Origin of the sequence: Shewanella profunda (genome assembly GCF_023283765.1) — a bacterium.
GTDB classification, from domain to species: domain Bacteria; phylum Pseudomonadota; class Gammaproteobacteria; order Enterobacterales; family Shewanellaceae; genus Shewanella; species Shewanella profunda.
This window is the reverse complement of the sequence record NZ_JAKILG010000007.1, coordinates 25,210-46,338: the sequence shown is the minus strand read 5'-3', so window position 1 is coordinate 46,338 and position 21,129 is coordinate 25,210. Positions and strand designations below refer to the sequence as shown.

Genomic DNA, 21,129 nt, shown 5'->3' with positions numbered 1-21,129 from the left:
AACATGAATAAAAGTAAACGTGCTCGATATAGCGCAGCCATTAAGCTCGAAACCGCTCAATTGGTTGTTGATCAAGGTTACACACAAGAAGCTGCGGCAAAAGCCATGAACGTGGGTAAATCAACGGTTAGTAAGTGGGTAACACAGCTTCAGGTTGAGCGCCAAGGGCTTGCTCCGAAAGCCTCACCCATGACACCTGAGCAGATTGAAATCAGGGCACTTAAACGCGAAATTGAACGGATTAATCTCGAGAAAGAAATCTTAAAAAAGGCTACTGCTCTATTGATGTCGGACTCGCTGAACAATTCTCGATAATCGAGAAACTCAATCAGAGCAACAAATACCCTATTTCAGTGTTATGCCACGTATTCAACGTGAACCGGAGCAGTTACCGTTATTGGATGAGCCGTAAGCTTTGCGTAACACCAGAGCAGCGGGTTTTAGAATGTGAAATCAAAGCGATACACGCTGAAAGCAAACAGTCTGCTGGTGCAAGAAGTATCGCCACAATCGCCTCTGAACGTGGCTTTGCGTTAAGTCGTTATCGGGCGACTCGGTTAATGAAAAAGCTCGGATTAGTGAGTTGCCAACAACCCAAACACCGTTATAGAAAGGCTGAAAATGAGCATGTGACTATCCCTAATGCACTCAAACGACAATTTGCAGTTGTCGAACCTAACACCGTTTGGTGTGGCGATGTGACGTATATTTGGGCGGGTAATCGTTGGTGCTATTTAGCGGTTGTGCTGGATTTATTTTCGAGAAAGGCCATTGGTTGGGCGATGTCATTTTCACCGGATACTGAGTTAACGGTGAAAGCGTTAGAAATGGCATTTGAATCAAGAGGAAAGCCTAAAAACCTGATATTCCACTCAGACCAAGGCTGCCATTATACCAGCCTGAAATACCGTCAACGATTGTGGAAATATCAAATCACCCAGAGCATGAGCCGTCGCGGTAACTGCTGGGATAATGCGCCAATGGAGCGATTTTTCAGGAGTTTGAAAACGGAATGGATCCCGACACAAGGCTACAAGAGTTTTAGCGAAGCTAAACAAGATGTGACTGATTATATCATTGGTTATTACTGTGAAGTCAGGCCACATCATTACAATGCAGGATTGAGCCCAAATGAATCAGAGCGACGATTTTGGTTAGATTCTAAAGCTGTGGCCAAATTTAGTTGACCACTACACACCATGCATTCCATCATAGGTGTAATTTGTGCCTAAACCACGGATCACTAAATTATCACCAATACCGTAATGATTACCTGCTTGAGTAACGCCACTAATTATTACGGATTAAGTTTTTGTAAATTATCAACCCGTTAGGTCTGTATAAGCTCTTATCGACAATTCCCTAGGGTGAGTTGTGTTTTTACCTATGAAAAACGGTTAATTTGATGATGTGGAGAAACCATTTGAGAGGGAGATATTAAAGGTGAAAAGTAGTCGCTGGGTAGGATCATGCTGTTATTTCGACTTTGTTTCATTTTTTTTATAAAAAAGTGATTTATTTTTCGGGTTAACCACAACAAACAACCTTGTTGATCGGGAAACGCAACCAGTGTTAGTCATTGAGTGTTATTCCATTGTTATTTCGTTAACGTAAACGTCAAAATGAAACGGTCGTTTAAATTTTGATGAATGTCGCAAATCTCCAGTTTATTGATTTTAATTAGCTTTTCTTCTTTACCTCAAGGTTAGTTCAAAACAAATTCATTTTTCTACTTAGGTCTAATATGGCAAAAGTAGTGGATAATAAATTTTACATTATGTTTTTTTATTACGTATTAAATTACATTGTTTTGATATTGGTAAAGTTGTCAGACAATTTTCATATTAGTAAAATTTGATGATTAGCGTTTGTTATTTTACTTGTTTAATATCAATTATTTGTATAGTTATTTTCTTCTTGGTCATACCAATTTTATAATGGCTTTTCGTTATATTTAAGACGGTTTCTTCCCTTGCTAGACTGTTGCAAATACAACCATTTGTCGGTAGGTTTTAGTCTGAAACAAACATTTGATGGTTTTTAGGTTGATATATAGGCAGTTAAGGTTTGGGGTGATTGCCACCTGTATCAGCGATAAACCTGCGATAGTTGAGCCTCTTGGGAGGGCTACAAGATGACGGAACACACTTTGAGTGAACAGCAATTGAATTTGGCACAGGGTAAAACAATATCCAGTCCTACATTAACAATAGTGGGGGCTGAGATCCCAGGGCAAGAGGTGATTTTTACCGAAGGGGCTATCGCCTTACTTGAATCTCTTTGCCGCGAGTTTGCTGGCGAGGTTCCTGCGCTACTTGCTAAACGTAAAGAAAAGCAAGCCCGTATCGATAAAGGGGCCTTACCGGACTTTTTACCTGAAACCCGTGCAATTCGTGATGGCGCTTGGCAAATCCGTGGGATCCCAACTGATCTTCTTGACCGCAGAGTCGAAATTACTGGCCCCGTTGAACGTAAAATGGTGATCAATGCCCTTAATGCTAACGCCAAAGTATTTATGGCCGACTTTGAAGATTCCTTAGCACCGAGCTGGCAAAAAGTCGTTGAAGGCCAAATTAACTTACGTGATGCCGTACGCGGTGATATCGAATATACAGCGCCAGAAACGGGCAAACACTACAAACTAGGTCCTAATCCTGCGGTACTTATTTGCCGTGTTCGTGGTCTGCATTTGAAAGAAAAGCACGTGCAGTTTAATGGTGAGTCGATCCCTGGCTCACTTTTCGATTTCGCTTTGTATTTCTACCATAACTATCGACAACTCTTGGCAAAGGGCAGTGGTCCTTACTTCTATATACCTAAGTTAGAGAGCCATACAGAAGCTCGTTGGTGGGCAAAAGTGTTTGCTTTTGTTGAAGAAAGATTTTGTCTTCAAGCGGGTACGATTAAATGCACTTGCTTGATTGAAACCTTGCCAGCGGTATTTGAGATGGACGAAATTCTATATGAATTACGTTCTAATATTGTGGCGCTCAACTGTGGTCGTTGGGATTACATTTTTAGCTATATCAAGACATTAAAGCGCCATGGCGATCGAGTGCTACCGGATCGCCAAGCAGTGACCATGGATACGCCATTCTTAAGTGCTTATTCGAGACTCTTAATTAAGACCTGCCATAAACGTGGTGCCTTAGCTATGGGGGGGATGGCTGCCTTTATTCCTGCAAAAGATCCAGTCCAGAACGAAGCGGTTTTGCAACGGGTTCGTCGGGATAAAGAACTTGAAGCGCGAAATGGTCACGATGGTACTTGGGTCGCACACCCAGGTCTTGCCGATACCGCCATGGGGATTTTTAACGAATATATCGGCCAAGATCACTGTAATCAATTACATATCACCCGTGACGTGGATGCGCCAATCCTCGCAACCGAGCTGCTTAACACCTGTGATGGTGAGCGTACAGAGCAAGGTATGCGTCTTAATATTCGTATTGCGTTGCAGTATCTAGAAGCGTGGATTAGTGGTAATGGCTGCGTACCTATCTACGGTTTGATGGAGGATGCGGCCACGGCGGAAATTTCCAGAGCTTCAATTTGGCAGTGGATCCAACACGGTAAGTCGCTCTCTAACGGCAAGCTTGTGACTAAGCAACTCTTTAAAGACATGCTGGTGGAAGAGCTCGCCAATGTGAAGGAAGAAGTGGGTAGCGATAGATTTATTCATGGCAAGTTTTCACAAGCAGCTGTATTGCTTGAGGATATTACTACTTCTGACGAGCTGGTCGATTTCTTAACCTTACCAGGTTACGAGATGCTAACAGCATAAGATAAAAATTTTTGAACAGTTTATGTGATACGGAATTTGCTGTGGTGGCATTACCACCAACTAAACCAATGAGCAGAGTGAAACGGTGGGGCCGTTTCATGATAGCTACAACCTCAAAGTAAAGGAGCGAGACAATGACTAAGGCAACGCAGAATTCACGTCAAGAGCAGATTGATGCGATCAAAAAAGACTGGGCAGAAAACCCACGTTGGAAAAATGTGCGTCGTCCTTACACGGCGGAAGAAGTAGTGAAGCTGCGCGGTTCAATCGTGCCTGAAAACACTATCGCAAAACGTGGTGCCACTAAGTTGTGGGAATTAGTCAACGGCGGAGCAAAAAAAGGCTATGTAAACTCACTTGGTGCGTTAACGGGTGGGCAAGCGGTACAGCAAGCCAAAGCAGGTATTGAAGCGATTTATCTTTCTGGCTGGCAGGTCGCCGCTGATGCTAACTTAGCAGGCACTATGTATCCAGACCAATCTTTATACCCTGCCAACTCGGTTCCAGCTGTGGTTTCACGGATTAACAATTCTTTCCGCCGTGCAGACCAAATCCAGTGGGGTAATGGCGTTAATCCAGAAGATGAAGCATTTGTAGATTATTTCCTGCCGATCATTGCCGATGCCGAAGCAGGCTTCGGTGGTGTATTGAATGCATTTGAACTGATGAAATCGATGATCGATGCAGGCGCTGCCGGTGTTCACTTTGAAGATCAGTTAGCGTCAGTTAAAAAATGTGGCCACATGGGCGGCAAAGTATTAGTACCAACCCAAGAAGCGGTACAGAAGTTAGTTGCAGCACGTTTAGCCGCGGATGTGAGCGGTGTAGAAACCTTGGTTATTGCCCGTACGGATGCGAACGCAGCCGATTTGCTGACTTCAGATTGTGACCCATACGATCGTGATTTCGTGACAGGTGAGCGCACTACTGAAGGTTTCTACCGTGTTAAAGCCGGTCTTGACCAAGCGATTTCTCGCGGTCTGGCCTATGCTCCATACGCAGATTTGATTTGGTGTGAAACGGCTAAACCGGATTTAGAAGAGGCCAGAGTTTTCGCTGAAGCGATCCATGCCCAGTACCCTGATCAGCTGCTGGCCTATAACTGTTCACCTTCTTTCAATTGGAAGAAAAACTTGGATGACGCCACTATTGCACGCTTCCAACAGGCATTATCCGATATGGGCTATAAGTACCAGTTCATCACGTTAGCCGGTATTCATAACATGTGGTACAACATGTTCGACTTAGCCTACGACTATGCTCGTGGTGAAGGTATGAAGCATTATGTTGAGAAAGTTCAAGAAGTTGAGTTTGCTGCTGCGAAAAAAGGTTATACCTTCGTTGCGCATCAGCAAGAAGTTGGTACTGGCTATTTCGACCAAGTGACGACGGTTATTCAAGGTGGTCATTCATCGGTAACAGCACTGACTGGCTCAACGGAAGAAGAGCAGTTTTAAGCAATCCGTAAAGTTGATTTATCCGTAAACTGTAAACCCTGTGTTTAGCTGCGTTGCAGCTGTTGTCCCCCGTGCAGTTCGCCTACATGTGCTGCACGGGTTTTTAAGTCAAAACTTGTGACTTAACTTCCTACCCAGTAAGTTTTTGCTTGCCTGAGCTTGGCGACTCTATGAGTCGCCATTTTTTTACCTTTATAACTGTGATTATTATGGTGCAATCCTGAACTAACTTAGTGCAGTAATTAGATTATTTTACAGTAGCTTATTTCTATCATATTGTTATTTAACAGCTATCAATTTTGGCCTGAATAATGCTGATGTAAATACTGAAGTTTATTGAGCTTCAAAGCGATTTGTTGGCATTCACATTGAGGTCACCGGCCATGAAATATTACAGTCGTCGTTTAGTCAAACCCGAACATTTAAATCCTGCAAATACTTTGTTTGGTGGCCAGCTGCTGAGTTGGATTGACGAAGAGGCTGCCATCTTTGCCGCCTGTCAGATGAAGAGTACTAGCCATGTCACTAAATTGATTTCAGAAATCAATTTTATGACGCCAGCGCGCCAAGGTGATGTGCTTGAGTTTGGTTTAGAGCTGGTGAGTCTTGGGCATAGTTCTATCACTGTCAGTTGTCAGGTGCGCAATAAGATGACGCAGGCTCCAGTGGTGAGTATCGATAAAATGGTGTTTGTGAATGTCAACGCTCAAGGTTTACCTGTGCCGCACGGTATTCGTGCTAATGCCGCTTAGTCAGTCTTGACCACATTTGAAATACACAGTGACGCCGAGGCGTCACTGTGACTAGTCTTCTTTTGTTAAATCTTCTTTTACCGATTTCACCGCGTCTCTTGATGCGTGTCCAATCGCCCTAGTGGTGTCACGAGTGGCGTGTCCTATCTCTGTAGTGACCTCTTTAGTCGTTGTGCCGATGGCACGTCCAGCGTCTTTTAAATCCGCACAGGCCGTTGTGGCAAGCAATAGCGGGATCATAATGAGAGTCGCTTTATTCATCTTGATATCCATCCTTAAAGTGAGTCCCTAACGTTAACTGAAGCCAATATAACAGATAGTTTCAATTTGTTTAACGTTCTGATCAGGATGCTTGTGTCGCTTTTAGTGTAATTTTAGGTGTGGATGAATAATACGGCTTATGCCTTTAGCAAACATGAGTAGGGTTCCCTTAACGATGCCGTGCAGCTCAATTAAGTGTCTACGGTAGAGTGATGTATAAACAAAACGTGCAATTTTGCCTTCAACCATCACGCCGCCACCAATAAAAGACATCAAATTTCCAACTGTGTGGAATTTAGAAAGATTGACGAGTGAGCCTAAGTCTTTGTAAAGATATTGATGTATTGCTTGTTTACCCTCAAGCATGAGCACGATATTGTTCGCCGTCATCAGAGCCATCTGTCTTGCCGATTGTCCGCGGGGAGGTACCCAAGTGCCATTTGGCTGAGGGCATGCCGCGCAATCGCCAATGGCAAAAATATGGGGATCACGGCGAGTTTGCATATTCTGTTTTACCAAAATCTGATTGATATGATTTGTTTCTAAGCCACCTATTTCTTTTAAAAAATCTGGCGCTTTTACACCCGTTGACCAAATTACCATATCGGCTGGGATCAAGACGCCATCTGTCGTAGTGAGTCCATCGGCGGTGACTTGGTTGATACGAGTATTGGTCATGACTTTTACGCCAAGAGTAGAGAGCTCTTTGGCGACAGAGTCTGATATTTCTACTTTTTCAACTTTAGGCAGAATACGTTTATCCGCTTCGATTAGCGTCACTTCGAGTAGATGTGCATCAATGTTGTAGCCAAAGCCACGCAATTGAACGACCGCATGGTGCATTTCTGCTGACATTTCGACACCCGTTGCACCAGCGCCTACGACAGCAATTTTTATCTTATCGGCAAGTAAACTGTGGCTCGCATAGCGAAGAAATTTATTGAGTAAAATCTTACGGATAGCCATTGCTTGCTCGGTATTGTCGAGGAATTGACAATGCTCGCGTACGCCAGGGATATTGAAATCATTCGCGATGCTGCCAATCGCGATCACTAAGTAGTCATAGTCAATGCGGCGGGCGGGTAATAGTACTTCGCCGTTTTCGTCACAAATGGCTGAGAGGATAACTTGTTTGCTTTGCCTATCAATATCAGTCATTGCCCCTTGCTGAAAATGGTAGCCGTGTGCAGCAGCATGGCTGCGATAACTTAGTGCATCAATGCCGACATCGAGCGCGCCAGTTGCCACTTCATGTAGCAGAGGTTTCCAAATATGACTTTCGGCACAATCAATTAAAGTGACTCTGGCTTTTTCTTTACGACCCAGTTTATGGCCTAATTTAGTCGCAATCTCCATGCCTCCTGCACCTCCCCCAACGATGACAATATTTGTGATAGTCATGGTAAAGCTCCTGTTTAATGTGGGGTAAGTTTATTGGGTGAGTAGTTTAGGGGGCTTAGCGTCACAAAATAGTAACAGTGCCTATCTGGTTCGGCAATTGAGCCGAAATTTGGTATCAATGCGGTTAAATCTGTTTTTTTATGATTTTTGTTACTGATTTTAAAGTATTTTATATTTTTAGATTTGCAATAGTTGTTATTACGATTGATTATTTCGATGAGAAAGTGTGATCTGACGCTTTGCAGTAAGTTTGTAAGTGTGCACTGGCTCACTTTGTTGCTTTACTTGGTTTTTGAAGTGAGGGGTTTTTGGTCAAATTTGCTTAGCAAAACGCCAGCGATTTTTCGCTGGCGTTTTGCATGATGGTTAATAGAGTCGTTAAGCTTGTTCTAGCTTAGCTAGACGTTGCTGATAATCTTCAATCAGGTGTTGCATAATCTCTTCGGGTGCAGCGTCATCACAGCATTCATCTAAAAAAATTTTAAAAGTGACGAGGGCATGGCCATCATTTTTGAGCCTGTCACTTTGCATTGAAAAGTAGGCATCTTCATTTTCAGCTCTACGGACCACAAATTTGCTGGTTTCGAAGGATTTATTCCCTGACAGTTCATGCCATTTGGTTATACGGTTTAATGCAATTTCACAGGACTGGTTCATTTCAATGTGATTTAACCAAGTAACGGGATGTTCAGGATCTTTGTAATGTGGACATCTAACTGTGTAGTTATATACGTGAGTGATTGCTGTCATAGCGTACCTACCTGTTCGAGGATATTGTTGCCATCATAGGCATCGTTTTTGAATTCGGTCAATCATTAATTATGTCTATTTAGTGCTGGCATTTTTAAAGCTAAAGGGTTTGTTTTTGTATGAGAATTAACCTGTTACTCCGATTGGTTATGGCTCTATTTAGCATGAGTTTTTTAGCAATAACTTTGTGCTAGATCTCAGTTTTAAGGTAAGTTTCGCATTTACTGAATTACTGATGAATAAAGCAACAATTTAGTAATATAGCTACTTTGCTATGATTGTGATTAGTTATCTATGGGTGACAAAAAATCGGCTATAGAAACAGCCAATACTTTTAGAGATATATTGGGTGAGGGGACTAAGTAAAATGGGACTTCAGAATGGACAGAGGCCCATTCCTTAGAATGGGCCTCTGAGCTGGCTTCATCTTTTGCAGGGAAAAAGCGAACTGGGGCAAGTGTATCGGATCTGTTACAGTCTGTAACCCACAGAGATCACGTTTTTTATATCATTTTGCTATGAATATTTGAGGTTCAGATTCTTTTTCCTTAAATCTGCAGATTTGTGAGTGTTTTGTCAGTGCAAAGGCGCATAGATACTGACTTTTATGTTAATTTTTGTTGCTCAATTTTTAAGATTTCCTAATTGGCTTATAGAAAACGGTATAAAAAAGGCCCCAATAATGCACCGATAATCTGTGCGCTATTGGGGCCTAAAACGAATTTATTGGAGGATGAAGTCGTGTTTACGCACTAGCATTACAACAAGTCGTTTACTCAGCAAATTACAGCGCGATTACAGCGCGTTAGTGAAGATCTGACAGATCTCTGCATGGGTGGCTTGTTTAGGGTTAGTAAAGCCACAGGCATCTTTTAACGCATTATCAGCAAGTGTTGGAATATCTTCCGCTTTTACGCCTAATAGTGTGAGATTTTCAGGGATTTTTACCGCAACAGATAACGTTTTAATCGCAGAAATCGCGGCTTCAGCCCCTTGTTCATCCGTCATGCTAGACACATCCACACCCATAGCCTTGGCAATATCTTTTAAGCGAGCGGGGACTACCTGCGCATTATATTCCTGTACATGGGGTAACAGCAGTGCGTTACAGACACCGTGGGGCAGATCGTAGAATCCGCCTAACTGGTGCGCCATGGCATGCACATAACCTAGGCTGGCATTGTTAAAGGCCATTCCAGCGAGAAACTGAGCATAGGCCATTTGTTCGCGGGCACTAATGTCTTGACCATTTTCTACAGCATTGATTAGGTTTGCCTGAATTAATTCAATGGCTTTGATAGCGCAGGCATCGGTAATTGGGTTAGCGGCAATGGACACATAGGCCTCAACCGCGTGGGTGAGCGCATCCATACCTGTTGCAGCGGTTAGACTGGCAGGCTTTTTCAGCATTAGCTCAGGATCGTTAACCGATAACAAAGGCGTGGTGTGCTTATCGACAATCGCCATTTTAATGTGGCGAGTTTCATCGGTAATGATACAGAAGCGCGTCATTTCACTGGCCGTACCTGCGGTGGTGTTAATTGCCACTAATGGCAACTGCGGTTTCGCAGATTTATCTAAGCCTTCATAGTCTTTAATACTGCCGCCATTGGTGGCGACAAGGGCAATACCCTTTGCACAATCGTGGGGTGAGCCACCACCTAAAGAAATCACAAAATCACAGTTGTCAGCTTTTAGCAGTGCTAAGCCCGCCTCAACATTTGTTACCGTTGGGTTTGGTTGAACACCATCAAATATGGTTGCAGTTATACCGTTTTCACTGAGTTTTTCTGCTATATCACCTACTAAACCTATTTTGACAAGGGGTTTGTCAGTGACAATTAATGCACGTTTAAAACCTAAGGTTTTAATATCTGCGATAGCATCGTCCACTGCACCTTGGCCTAGCACATTGACAGAAGGAATAAAAAATTTTGCAGCCATAAATTCACCTATTTTGTTTGTAAATATAAAGTTGTTTTCTTTTCTTGTTACCAAACTACCAATTAAGATGAAACACATCCGTGATGCAGATCTGGTTTGATGCTTAATTGGGAGCACTTTCCCACTAAAGTTGGATCTTGGTAACTAAAATGTGGGCTTTTATGACGAAAATTATGTTGGGTTTACAATATGGTTTTCGGCGTTGCTAGCGCCTATGGTTATGCATCATTTCTGTGTGTTTTTTGCTTGGCTTTTTATCCCACTTTTTATTCCACATTTGACGGCTCAATTATTAAATTTGAGAGAGGTCAAACGTCATTAATGCTCTCATTCGTAGCATCGACATCAATTAATTAGTTTGATATCTAATGTTATTTTCTGTGTGCTGCAGTAGTCGCGATGGATTCGTAAGTCAACGTAATCTATATCTTTATCTTGTTTTAATACATTAATTAATTTTTAAATAACTCAGTTATGAACTTTATCACTGTGGAATTTTATGTTGATAGTTACATCACTAATTATTATTATGGTTGTTAATTGAACGTTCAATTAACGTCATTCAGAGTATTGAGACAGTGGTTATTTCTTGAGTATTTATGCCTAAAGCCGCAATGAAATTGATACGCAGACAGCAGCTTATCGATGCGACATTAGCATCGGTTGCCCTGCATGGTTTGCAGCACACGACCATCAACAGCATTAGTCAGTTGGCGGGTATGTCATCGGGGATCATCAGTCATTATTTCAGTGGTAAGCAGGGCTTGATCCAAGCGACGCTGCGCCACTTACTCGAGCAGTTAAAGCAGGCGTTGCTCAATCGAATCCAAGGACAAGTGTTGGCGCCAACAGAGCGCTTAATGATGGTAGTTGAAGCGAATTTTACCGAGTTACAGCGCTCGCGAAATGTTACTCACGCTTGGCTGAGTTTTTGGGCTCAGGCTGTTCACGATCCCCAGTTAGCCCGTTTGCAGAATATCAATAGTCGCCGCTTATACAGCAACTTACATTTTTCCTTTCGGCAAGTGTTGCCCAAAGAGTTTGCTCTGATGGCAGCGCAACAAACGGCGGCGATGATCGATGGATTTTGGTTACGCAGCGCCTTAAGTGAAACCCCTGAGCAGGATTTTGTTCAGGCCGAAAAATTATGCAAAGCCTTTATCCACAATGTGATAGAGCAGCATGGAGTTAATACATGTCAGTAGAAGTTCAGTACAACTTTATTGCGGGTCAGTTACTCGCTAACGATAACGGCGAAACCTTCGACGTCGTCAATCCTGCCACTGGGCAATTGGCGTATCGAGTGCAAGTGGCCGATGAAAAAATTCAGCAAGCGGCCATCGAGAGCGCCAAAAAAGGCTTGACGATTTGGTCTGCCATGAGTGCCACCAAACGCAGCCGTATCCTGTTAAATGCGGTCGCACTATTGCGCACTCGTAATGATGAACTCGCAGCAATCGAAGTGTGCGACACAGGTAAACCTTGGCAAGAAGCCTCAGTGGTTGATGTGGTCACAGGCGCAGATGCCATCGAGTTTTTCGCCCATATCGCCCCTGGGCTTGAAGGCGCGCAGCAGCAAGTCGGTGGGGATTTTTATTACACCCGCCGCGAGCCCTTAGGCATTTGTGCTGGTATTGGTGCTTGGAATTATCCATTGCAAATCGCCTGTTGGAAGGCCGCACCTGCCTTAGCAAGCGGCAATGTGATGATTTTTAAACCTTCGGAAGAAACGCCGCTTGGTGCACTGAAATTGGCGCAACTCTTTAGTGAGGCGGGTCTGCCCGATGGCGTATTTAACGTCGTCATGGGCGATGGCAAGGTCGGCGCTTGGTTAACGGGGCATCCGGATATTGCCAAAGTGTCCTTCACGGGGGAGGTCGGTACCGGTAAAAAAGTCATGGCTGCGGCGGCGAGTTCATTAAAAGACGTCACTATGGAACTCGGTGGTAAATCACCGCTTATCGTATTTGACGATGCCGATATCGATAATGCCGTTTCAGGTGCCATGCTCGGTAACTTCTATACTCAAGGTGAAGTCTGTACCAATGGGACGCGGGTGTTTGTCCATGAGTCGGTTTATCCACGCTTTATCGAAAAACTGCTTATGCGTACTCAAACCAATATTGTGGTGGGCGATCCTATGGCGCCAGAGACTAATTTTGGTGCGTTGATCTCCAAAGATCACCAGCAAAAAGTGCTCGATTATATTCAGCAAGGTATCGACGATGGCGCAACTCTGCTCACAGGTGGCACAGCGTTAACACCTGAAAATGCTCCCAATGGTTACTTTGTTGCCCCGACGATTTTCACCCATTGCACCGACGAGATGCGCATCTGTAAAGAAGAAATCTTTGGCCCTGTAATGTCGGTGCTCACCTTTAAAGAGGAAGCGGAAGTGATTGCTCGGGCAAACAATACCGCCATGGGCTTAGCCGCTGGGGTGTTTACCCAAGATATCACCCGTGCTCACCGGGTAATTCATCAGTTACAGGCGGGTATTTGCTGGATCAATGCCTATGGTGCCTCGCCAGCCGAAATGCCCGTGGGTGGTTATAAGTTGTCGGGCATTGGCCGTGAAAACGGTAGCGAGACACTCAAGCATTACACCCAAGTTAAAGCCGTTTATGTGGGTCTACAGCGCTTAGAAAGCCCATTTTAAGGAGGCATTTTGACTCAGTCATTAGAGCAAAAATATTATAATTACATCATAGTTGGCGCAGGATCAGCGGGTTGTGTGCTCGCCAATCGCTTGTCAAAGGATCCTAAAAATGAAGTGTTGTTATTAGAAACCGGTGGCAGCGATAAGAGCATCTTTATTCAAATGCCGACAGCATTATCGATCCCTATGAATAACCCTAAATACGCTTGGCAGTTTGAAACTGAGCCTGAGCCGCATTTAGATAATCGCAAGATGCATTGTCCTCGGGGCAAAGTGCTTGGCGGTTCATCGTCGATCAATGGCATGGTATACGTTCGTGGTCATGCCAGGGACTTTGATGAGTGGCAGACGCAAGGGGCGACCGATTGGGATTATAGCCACTGCTTACCGTACTTTAAGAAGGCGGAAACCTGGGCCTTTGGTGGTGATGAGTATCGCGGTGAGTCAGGGCCGTTAGGGGTGAATAACGGCAATCAAATGCAAAACTCCTTGTACCAAGCCTTTGTGGATGCGGGCATTGCGGCGGGGTATTTATCGACCGTCGATTATAATGCGGCGCAGCAAGAAGGTTTTGGCCCTATGCATATGACGGTCAAAAAAGGCGTACGCTGGTCAACCGCCAATGCCTATTTACGCCCAGCGATGGCTAGACGTAACCTCACGGTTGTGACCCATGCCTTAGTGCATAAAGTGTTATTGGAAGGACAAACGGCCGTTGGTGTTCGCATCGAACATAAAGGTAAAGTTGAAGATATTCGTTGTAACAAAGACGTGATTTTAGCTGCAGGTTCAATAGGTTCCCCGCATTTACTGCAATTATCTGGCATTGGCGATCCCAAAATATTGGCTGATGCTGGGGTCGAGTTACAACATGAGTTACCCGGTGTTGGTCAGAATTTACAGGATCATTTAGAGTTTTATTTCCAATTCAAATGTCTTAAACCGATTTCACTCAATGGCAAGTTAGATCCTTTTAGCAAGTTCTTAATCGGTGCCCGGTGGATTTTAGATAGATCCGGTTTAGGGGCCACGAATCACTTCGAGTCCTGTGGCTTTATTCGCTCAAAAGCGGGTCTCGAGTGGCCGGATTTACAGTACCACTTTTTACCTGCGGCCATGCGTTACGATGGCAAAGAAGCCTTTGCGGGCCATGGGTTTCAGGTGCATGTGGGCCATAACAAGCCTAAGAGCCGTGGTGCCGTGACCTTAGTGTCGGCAGATCCTAAAGCGCCGCCCAAAATTCAGTTCAATTACCTACAGCATCCCGATGATATTGAAGGCTTTAGGGCCTGCGTGCGTTTGACTCGTGAGATCATCAATCAGGCACCATTCGATGAGTATCGTGGTGAGGAAATTCAACCCGGCATACAAGTGCAAACCGATGCGCAAATCGATGCCTTTGTGCGTCAATCGGTTGAGAGTGCTTACCATCCTTCTTGCTCGTGCAAGATGGGCACGGATGCGATGGCAGTGGTGGATCCCGAAACCCGGGTGCATGGATTGCAGAATTTACGGGTGGTGGATGCTTCTATTTTCCCGACTATCCCGAACGGCAATTTGAACGCGCCGACCATCATGTTGGCCGAGCGCGCCGCGGATCTGATCTTAGAGGCTGAAATGTTAGCGCCAGCGGACTGTGCCGTTGTGCTTGCCGATGCTTGGCAAACCACACAAAGAAGCACTGCGACAAGTTAACGGCGCAAGTTAATGCCATAAGTGAACAACATGCCTGCTCGGTCCGTCTTATTGGCGGACTGGCGGCTTCTATTGAGTGATTAATCCATTGATTGTCTAGCTAAAGGCTTTTGACTTAGCTAAAGGCTTTTCACTTAACCAGAGGCTTGGTCAGCCTGCGGTGCAAATGACCACTTTCACGACTGATCATCTATCAGGGTTTAACTATCGCGGAGTGTTTTTAAGTAGCGATATTTAAGGCTTGAGGGCAGAACGCTGCCTTTAAAAATGGATCAGTTTTTATTATTAAATAAAAACATGGAGTTACATTTTATGGGTTTATATCCAGATGCCGACTTACACCCAGTATCGACTGGGACTGAGTGCTCATTATGACTTGGTTATTATCCGCAGGGATACTGTTCACTTTTACCGCGATTGCGTTTGTGATTTATCGCTGGGGCAATATTCGCTGTATCGGTGTGACGCCTGTGCGTACGTTTACCTTTATTGCGATTTTGTTTACCTCTGGCCTCGATGTCGGCTTGATCATGTTTCCGCTCACCGAGTTTGCGGGTTACGCTAATGTGGCGGCGAGTCCCGAATACGGCTTTACCAATCCGCTGGCGATTGAGTTTGGCTTCTGGGCTTTCTTGATTTGGGGTTTCTACTTTTTAACTTGTTTCTATTTTTGTGTGATTGAACCTAGGGTGAAGTTTTTCGATATTCCTTGGGTCAAGTTCATCAATAATGTGGTGATTATTGGCACCTGTGCCTTTACCGCCTATTTGTTATTAAGCAATTTGCCTTGGTATTTACCCGAATTAGGTGATGGCGAAACCATAGTCAGTAGCTTTTATCTCATCGTATTTATGGTGATCGCCGCGGCTGTGTATTCCAGCACTAGCATACGTTATGTGCGTATCTTGAGCCTGGCGAGCACTTGGCTGTTTTTAGGCTTGATTGCCATTATGTGGGCCAGTGCATTTTTATCGGCGGACTCGAGTGTCGGTGAGTTCTTTACGACCTTTGCCATGCTTGGCGACTACTTCGGCAATATTCAACATTTTGTGTTACCCATCAACGACTACCACGAGTTTTATCTGTTCTGGTGGTTTGCATGGAGCATTATGATCGGTCAATTTACCTCGCGCTTTGTCGGTGGCATGAAAACCTATCAAGTGCTGCTGGCCATGATGGTGTTTCCGTCTATCCCCATCGCGATTTGGTTCACCGTACTTTATTACTACAGCGCCAATGGCTTAGATACTTCGGGCTTCTATAATCTGGCTATGGTGATCGTGGGAGTGACCTTTGTGATTAACTCACTCGACTCACTGGTGCGCCTGTATACCGATAATCTTAATCTGACCATTGAGCGGTTAGGCAAGCTTAAATATGTCAGCTTTAACTTAGTCTTGCTCTGCAGCCTGACACTACTATTTCAATTAGACTTTCTTCAAATTCAATGGGTTGGTGCAATTGCACTCGGCCTGATCTTTAGCTGTTTTGGTTACATCATGATGACGCAATTGCAAACTGTTCGTGCCATTGAGCGCTCGCCAAAAGAGAACAAAATCGACTTTACTAAAATTGAGCTAGCCAACTAATGGAAAAATTAATAATGAAATCAAAATGTTTTTATCTTGTCGCCGGTGGGTTGTTATTGATGTCGACAGCGGCCAATGCCGGATTATCGGCCACTGTGACGGCAACGTCGGATTACACCTTTAACGGTGTCAGCCAAACCGACAACGGCCCAGCACTGCAAGGCAATTTGGATTACGGTTTTGATTCGGGATGGTACGTGGGCGGTTTTACCTCGAACGTCGACTTTGGGGGCAGCGATGACACTTGGTTGGAGCTCGATGCCTATGCGGGTAAGTTTTATCAGCTCAATGAGCAGCTGAGCCTCGATGTCGGACTGGCCTATTACACTTACCACGGCGAGTCGTTTTCCGATGAGTACAACTATCCTGAGCTGTATAGCAAGCTAGGATATGATAGTTCACTGGGTCACTCTGAGGCTAAGTTGACCTATACATGGGATTACTTTGGTTTGGGTGGTGAGCATTACACTATGTTGCTTGGCCATACGATTAGCGTTGCCGAAGGACATGATATTCGCTTCAGTGTGGATCGCTCGACATCACTCGATGAAGATAAATGGTCATGGGATGGTGGCAAATCTTTTAATCATTTCCGTATCGCCTATCTGACCAGTTGGAGTGGCTTCGATTTTAGCCTTGCCGCTGAAGATACTAGCATGAACTTAGATACCAGTGACGAACGTCTAGTGTTATCGGTATCGCGTCAATTCATGTTGTAATGTAAGGGACTTTTACCATAAAAGTGCCTCATCTTGGTGAGTTCAGTCGCGCTTTCTGGTAAGGTGCACTCGTTGCTTAGAATGGGGAGAATGAAAAGAACGATGGAAAAGTACGAACAACTGCTCATTTCGTTGCGCCGAGTGATACGCGCTATCGACATTCATTCTCGCCAACTGAACAAACACTCAGGTTTAACTGGGCCGCAATTGATGGTGATGCAGAAAATCGCCCAATTGGATGCGCCGTTGGCGAAAACCGTGGCGGAAGAAATTACGCTCAGTCCTGCCACTGTGACGACCATTATCGATCGCCTTGAAGGGCGGGGTTTAGTGATCCGTCTGCGTAGTGAGACAGATAAACGTAAGGTACATTTATACCTTAGCGATGCGGGGCGGGCCTTACTACAGGATTCACCTAAACCGTTGCAAGAACACTTTATTAACCGTTATCAAAACCTTGAAGAGTGGGAGCAGAGTCAATTGCTTTCTGCTGTTGAGCGTATAGCGGCTATGATGGATGCCGATAAAATAGATGCAGCACCTATGCTCTTGGTGGGGAAAATCCAAGGAGACGAGTGATGGCAATTTTGTTACTTATCTAATCGGTTCTGAGCCTCAGGCACTCTACTTTTGTGCCGAATTGGCTTAAATGGCATACCATTCCCGCAGTACTTAATCAGCTGGACAGCTGGTTTCAGACACAGTGTTAATAAGAATTTCCTGCATTGGTGTTTCAACAAAGCCATCGATTGTCTTTGTTGGCACTATGCTTATTTGATCGACCACATCCATCCCCTCGACCACTTTACCAAATACCGCATAGCCATAACTGCTGCTGGATGCATCCAGTTGTGGATTATCCAATATATTGATAAAAAACTGGGAGGTAGCGGAGTTTGGTGCCTTGGTTCGAGCCATGGCAACAGTGCCGCGTTTATTGCTTATCCCAACCACAGCCTCGTTGTTAATTGGTGCATCTGTAGCTTTAGCGTTTAATCCTGTGGTAAATCCACCACCTTGAATGACAAAGTTATTGACGGTTCTATGGAATAAAGTTGCGTTATAGAATGACTTATCAACATAGCGTTTAAAGTTTCCCCCAGTGATGGGCATATTTGTCAGATCTACGGCCAGCGTGAATTCACCTTTAGAGGTGCTCATAAGGTAGCAAATGTCTGCTGATAATGATGGCGGCATTGGATTCGGTGTGGGTGGTATTGCTGTTGATCCATCATCACTTCCACCACATCCCATTAACGCTATGGCTAAGCCGCCTGTAAAGACGAATCCTGTTAACGCCTTCATCTTATATCCTTACCGTGAGTTATTGTCGCTATAAGCTATAAATAGGCTTAAAACTTAGCTCTATGATTGATAGCTATATGGTGGCCCTATGTTTCTTTTTTGCTCTTTAGTGAATGGTGACAGAGGATACAACCCAAGTTCAAGCTAAAAAATACTATTGATACAAAGTGTTGCAGCTTTTTTATTGGTTGCGGGCATAGTTGGGTGTGAAACAAAATGCTTAAAAGATTAGGGTGGAAACCTGTTTGCTCTAGCACTCTCTATGGGTTTTCATATAATCTAAACCTGCGCGCTTTTTCGGCGCATTGCACCTTTTTATAACATTTAGCGCTTTAATTTGGTGCATTAAAGGGACCTGATATCCATTTTAACGTCACTGTATTTTCTTTTATTACTAGGAATAAATATTCAACTGACTGATTTATAAATTATCTTTTCTGTCATTTGGCTGACATAAATCTGTCGTCATGTTGTTATTTTGTGCTGGCATGGTTACTGCCTATCTAACGCTATGGATGAGCAGTCGCGGAGGCGACAAATATGGGGCTGGAGAAGTTGCTGTATTTACGAGGGGTTGGAGCAGAATTTACTGACTGCTTTGGCCAGTATAACCGCATTTCTGAAACCGATAGGCAAGGTATTTTAACTTGTATGTTACTGGATAACACTCAGGTTGCCAGCGAGACAATGGACGTGTCAGTCACGCAAGCTTTATTCAGTGATGAGTCGATTGCAGGACAAATCTATGAGCTTGATGCTCTTCCCTGGACTCAAGTATTACCTGAGTTTCAGTGGTGTTTTGTCGATGAACCTTGGATCAGCCTCTATCTACCCCATAGTTACAATACCGATTTAAATATTACTATCCATTGTGAGCATGGTGAGCCAATCGTATTTAATGTGCCATTTTCGGCACTTAAAGTGGTTGGGGATTATCGTATTCCAGAGATACAAGGTAGTGAGCGTCAATATATACAATATCGGCTTGATTTAGTTGAGTATGATGTAAAAACCTATGATGTAAAAACCAATAAACCTTGCACTCAAACAGGAATTACCGATGAAGGACCAAGTGATTTTCCCGTATTAGGTTTAGGTTACCATACGGTTACTTTTGTATTACAACCGCCATCCGCACTCATCAGTAATGCGCTTTTAGATACACAGACATTTCATGGCACTCTAATGGTGGCTCCACGTGTGGCGTATCAAGGAGTGCTCAGTGCGGCTATCCAAGGTAAACGCCATAAACCATGGGGAGTGAGTATTCAGCTCTACAGTTTACGCAGTGAAGCCCAATGGGGAATGGGTGACTTTGGTGATCTTGAGGCACTAATAGCCCTAATTGCAGCACAGGGCGCTGATTTTATTCAACTTAATCCTCTACATGCGCTTGATATTGCGGCACCTGAGCATCCAAGCCCCTACAGCCCTTGCGATCGCCGGCGACTTAATCCCCTTTATATTCAATTGCAAAGTGTGCCGGAGTACGCACTACTCGCCACTGAGTTTGCCTCATCGAGCTGGCAGGAGGCGATTACCACACTTAACCAGGATAATTGGCTCGACTACCCTAAAATAAGTGAGCTTAAATATCGTGCTTTTGCTCGTTTATACTCCCTATTCTGTGAGAGGCATTTAGCGCTACAAACTCCCAGAGCAAAGCGTTTCCATGACTTTGTGGCTGAGCAGGGCACAGCGCTGCTGGAATTTGCCAAAGCCGAATCCATTAGAAGCCCAAGGGAGATTGCTCAGAACGAAGGGTTTTATCTGTACTTACAATTTATAGCGGAAAGCCAATTAGAGCTTTGCCAATTAAAAGCCAAAGAAGCGGGAATGGGGATAGGCCTAATTCGCGATCTTGCCGTTGGTGCTGCGCTTCACGGGGTAGAAGTTCAAGCCAATGTGGAGCAATTTTGTTTGAATGTCAGTATAGGTGCACCGCCGGATCCCTTTGCGCCACAGGGACAAAATTGGGGATTAACCCCATTAGACCCTATTAAACTCAAGCAACATCATTTCCGCCATTTTATCGATCTTATGCGCGCCAATATGGAACATTGTGGTGCACTGCGAATTGACCACGTGATGGGATTGCTGCGTTTATGGTGGTGGCCGCTTGATAAAAATTTAGGCAAGGGCGCCTATGTTTATTACCCCGTTGAAACCTTGCTTGCCATTGTATGCCTTGAAAGCCAACGAGCCCGCTGTGTGGTGATTGGGGAAGATTTAGGGCTAGTGCCTCCTGATATTATTGATCGACTCTATAACGCAGGGATTTACTCTAACGAGTTGTTCTATTTTTGCAGGGATCATCAAGGTTTTAAACCACCCAGTCAGTACAAGTCCCAGAGTTTAATGATGCTTGCCAACCACGATGTGCCAACATTGGTCGCTTGGTGGAGTGGAAGTGATTTACACCTAAGGCGGAAATTAGCCCTGCTCGAAACCGACGAGCAATTAGCTAATGCCTTAGCAGGGCGAGAGCATGAAAAACAGCAGTTATTATCCCTTTTAGTTCATCAAGGTTTATTGCCTGAAACAACACTTCAGGATATTGATATATCAAGCTTATTAACGGCATGGATGACCTTGGGAGCCTCGGGTAACAGTGCGCTTTACAGCGTGCAATGGTGTGATCTTTTAGCCGATAGTTATGCGGTTAATATTCCTGGCACTTGGCTCGAATACCCTAATTGGCAAAGACGTTTACCCCAAGGGATTAAACAAGTGGTAAACATGCCCGAGATCCGGCAGCGATTACAAAATATCGCGGCCGCGAGGCAGTTGCCTCACTAAATATGCAATCTATC

At 44.4% G+C, this 21,129-nt stretch carries 16 protein-coding genes; 11 read left to right on the top strand and 5 right to left on the bottom strand.

Annotation, left to right across the window (positions count from 1 at the left end):
- Window positions 1-3: 3 nt before the first annotated feature.
- The 4 genes from L2744_RS05605 (at window position 4) to L2744_RS05590 (ending at window position 5,993) form a co-directional block, all read left to right on the top strand.
- Window positions 4-1,187, top strand: a protein-coding gene (locus L2744_RS05605; protein ID WP_248990980.1) for an IS3 family transposase whose coding sequence is annotated in 2 segments (ribosomal slippage) — window positions 4-259 and window positions 259-1,187 — 1,185 coding nt in all. Because the reading frame shifts where the segments join, the coding sequence is not laid out codon by codon here.
- A gap of 947 nt (window positions 1,188-2,134) precedes the next feature.
- On the top strand, window positions 2,135-3,784 hold the full coding sequence (aceB, locus tag L2744_RS05600) for a malate synthase A (RefSeq protein ID WP_248990979.1): 1,650 nt from the start codon (window positions 2,135-2,137) through the stop codon (window positions 3,782-3,784).
- A gap of 134 nt (window positions 3,785-3,918) precedes the next feature.
- Window positions 3,919-5,241, top strand: a complete 1,323-nt coding sequence (gene aceA, locus L2744_RS05595) for an isocitrate lyase (protein WP_248990978.1) — start codon at window positions 3,919-3,921, stop codon at window positions 5,239-5,241.
- 383 nt (window positions 5,242-5,624) lie between these two features.
- On the top strand, window positions 5,625-5,993 hold the full coding sequence (locus tag L2744_RS05590; protein WP_007646510.1) for an acyl-CoA thioesterase: 369 nt from the start codon (window positions 5,625-5,627) through the stop codon (window positions 5,991-5,993).
- Between the two features lie 51 nt (window positions 5,994-6,044).
- Here the strand turns inward: L2744_RS05590 and L2744_RS05585 are convergent, their stop codons facing one another.
- The 4 genes from L2744_RS05585 to yiaY all read right to left on the bottom strand — a co-directional run bounded on the left by L2744_RS05585 (window position 6,045) and on the right by yiaY (window position 10,349).
- Window positions 6,045-6,254: a hypothetical protein gene (locus tag L2744_RS05585; RefSeq protein WP_248990977.1), complete on the bottom strand. Its 210-nt coding sequence runs from the start codon at window positions 6,252-6,254 to the stop codon at window positions 6,045-6,047.
- A 102-nt stretch (window positions 6,255-6,356) separates the two neighbouring features.
- The gene (locus tag L2744_RS05580; RefSeq protein ID WP_248990976.1) at window positions 6,357-7,655 is read right to left on the bottom strand and encodes an NAD(P)/FAD-dependent oxidoreductase; all 1,299 of its coding nucleotides are present in this window, start codon (window positions 7,653-7,655) and stop codon (window positions 6,357-6,359) included.
- Between the two features lie 378 nt (window positions 7,656-8,033).
- Window positions 8,034-8,405: a cytoplasmic protein gene (locus L2744_RS05575; protein ID WP_248990975.1), complete on the bottom strand. Its 372-nt coding sequence runs from the start codon at window positions 8,403-8,405 to the stop codon at window positions 8,034-8,036.
- Between the two features lie 795 nt (window positions 8,406-9,200).
- On the bottom strand, window positions 9,201-10,349 hold the full coding sequence (gene yiaY, locus L2744_RS05570; RefSeq protein ID WP_248990974.1) for an L-threonine dehydrogenase: 1,149 nt from the start codon (window positions 10,347-10,349) through the stop codon (window positions 9,201-9,203).
- A gap of 599 nt (window positions 10,350-10,948) precedes the next feature.
- On the opposite strand from yiaY, the gene betI reads away from it, so the two are divergent.
- The 6 genes from betI to L2744_RS05540 all read left to right on the top strand — a co-directional run bounded on the left by betI (window position 10,949) and on the right by L2744_RS05540 (window position 17,590).
- Entirely contained in the window at window positions 10,949-11,554 is a 606-nt protein-coding gene (betI, locus tag L2744_RS05565) for a transcriptional regulator BetI (protein ID WP_248990973.1), read from the top strand.
- On the top strand, window positions 11,545-13,008 hold the full coding sequence (gene betB / locus L2744_RS05560) for a betaine-aldehyde dehydrogenase (protein WP_248990972.1): 1,464 nt from the start codon (window positions 11,545-11,547) through the stop codon (window positions 13,006-13,008). Before betI ends, betB begins: the two co-directional genes overlap by 10 nt.
- A 9-nt stretch (window positions 13,009-13,017) precedes the next feature.
- A complete protein-coding gene (gene betA, locus L2744_RS05555) occupies window positions 13,018-14,703 on the top strand; it encodes a choline dehydrogenase (RefSeq protein WP_248990971.1) in 1,686 nt (561 codons plus the stop codon).
- Between the two features lie 371 nt (window positions 14,704-15,074).
- Window positions 15,075-16,292, top strand: a complete 1,218-nt coding sequence (locus L2744_RS05550) for a BCCT family transporter (protein WP_248990970.1) — start codon at window positions 15,075-15,077, stop codon at window positions 16,290-16,292.
- Between the two features lie 14 nt (window positions 16,293-16,306).
- Window positions 16,307-17,011: a TorF family putative porin gene (locus L2744_RS05545; protein ID WP_248990969.1), complete on the top strand. Its 705-nt coding sequence runs from the start codon at window positions 16,307-16,309 to the stop codon at window positions 17,009-17,011.
- A gap of 102 nt (window positions 17,012-17,113) precedes the next feature.
- Complete coding sequence (locus tag L2744_RS05540) at window positions 17,114-17,590, top strand: MarR family winged helix-turn-helix transcriptional regulator (RefSeq protein ID WP_248991055.1); 477 nt, start codon at window positions 17,114-17,116, stop codon at window positions 17,588-17,590.
- A 93-nt stretch (window positions 17,591-17,683) separates the two neighbouring features.
- On the opposite strand, the gene L2744_RS05535 is transcribed toward L2744_RS05540, so the two are convergent.
- On the bottom strand, window positions 17,684-18,316 hold the full coding sequence (locus tag L2744_RS05535) for a peptidylprolyl isomerase (protein ID WP_248990968.1): 633 nt from the start codon (window positions 18,314-18,316) through the stop codon (window positions 17,684-17,686).
- A 540-nt stretch (window positions 18,317-18,856) separates the two neighbouring features.
- On the opposite strand from L2744_RS05535, the gene malQ reads away from it, so the two are divergent.
- The gene (gene malQ, locus L2744_RS05530; RefSeq protein ID WP_248990967.1) at window positions 18,857-21,115 is read left to right on the top strand and encodes a 4-alpha-glucanotransferase; all 2,259 of its coding nucleotides are present in this window, start codon (window positions 18,857-18,859) and stop codon (window positions 21,113-21,115) included.
- Window positions 21,116-21,129: the final 14 nt, after the last annotated feature.

Bases quoted from the DNA above. Each gene is read 5' to 3' on its own strand.
- aceB (WP_248990979.1), top strand. From the start codon at position 2,135: ATGACGGAACACACTTTGAGTGAACAGCAATTGAATTTGGCACAGGGT.
- aceA (WP_248990978.1), top strand. From the start codon at position 3,919: ATGACTAAGGCAACGCAGAATTCACGTCAAGAGCAGATTGATGCGATC.
- L2744_RS05590 (WP_007646510.1), top strand. From the start codon at position 5,625: ATGAAATATTACAGTCGTCGTTTAGTCAAACCCGAACATTTAAATCCT.
- L2744_RS05585 (WP_248990977.1), bottom strand. From the start codon at position 6,254: ATGAATAAAGCGACTCTCATTATGATCCCGCTATTGCTTGCCACAACG.
- L2744_RS05580 (WP_248990976.1), bottom strand. From the start codon at position 7,655: ATGACTATCACAAATATTGTCATCGTTGGGGGAGGTGCAGGAGGCATG.
- L2744_RS05575 (WP_248990975.1), bottom strand. From the start codon at position 8,405: ATGACAGCAATCACTCACGTATATAACTACACAGTTAGATGTCCACAT.
- yiaY (WP_248990974.1), bottom strand. From the start codon at position 10,349: ATGGCTGCAAAATTTTTTATTCCTTCTGTCAATGTGCTAGGCCAAGGT.
- betI (WP_248990973.1), top strand. From the start codon at position 10,949: ATGCCTAAAGCCGCAATGAAATTGATACGCAGACAGCAGCTTATCGAT.
- betB (WP_248990972.1), top strand. From the start codon at position 11,545: ATGTCAGTAGAAGTTCAGTACAACTTTATTGCGGGTCAGTTACTCGCT.
- L2744_RS05550 (WP_248990970.1), top strand. From the start codon at position 15,075: ATGACTTGGTTATTATCCGCAGGGATACTGTTCACTTTTACCGCGATT.
- L2744_RS05545 (WP_248990969.1), top strand. From the start codon at position 16,307: ATGAAATCAAAATGTTTTTATCTTGTCGCCGGTGGGTTGTTATTGATG.
- L2744_RS05540 (WP_248991055.1), top strand. From the start codon at position 17,114: ATGGAAAAGTACGAACAACTGCTCATTTCGTTGCGCCGAGTGATACGC.
- L2744_RS05535 (WP_248990968.1), bottom strand. From the start codon at position 18,316: ATGAAGGCGTTAACAGGATTCGTCTTTACAGGCGGCTTAGCCATAGCG.
- malQ (WP_248990967.1), top strand. From the start codon at position 18,857: ATGGGGCTGGAGAAGTTGCTGTATTTACGAGGGGTTGGAGCAGAATTT.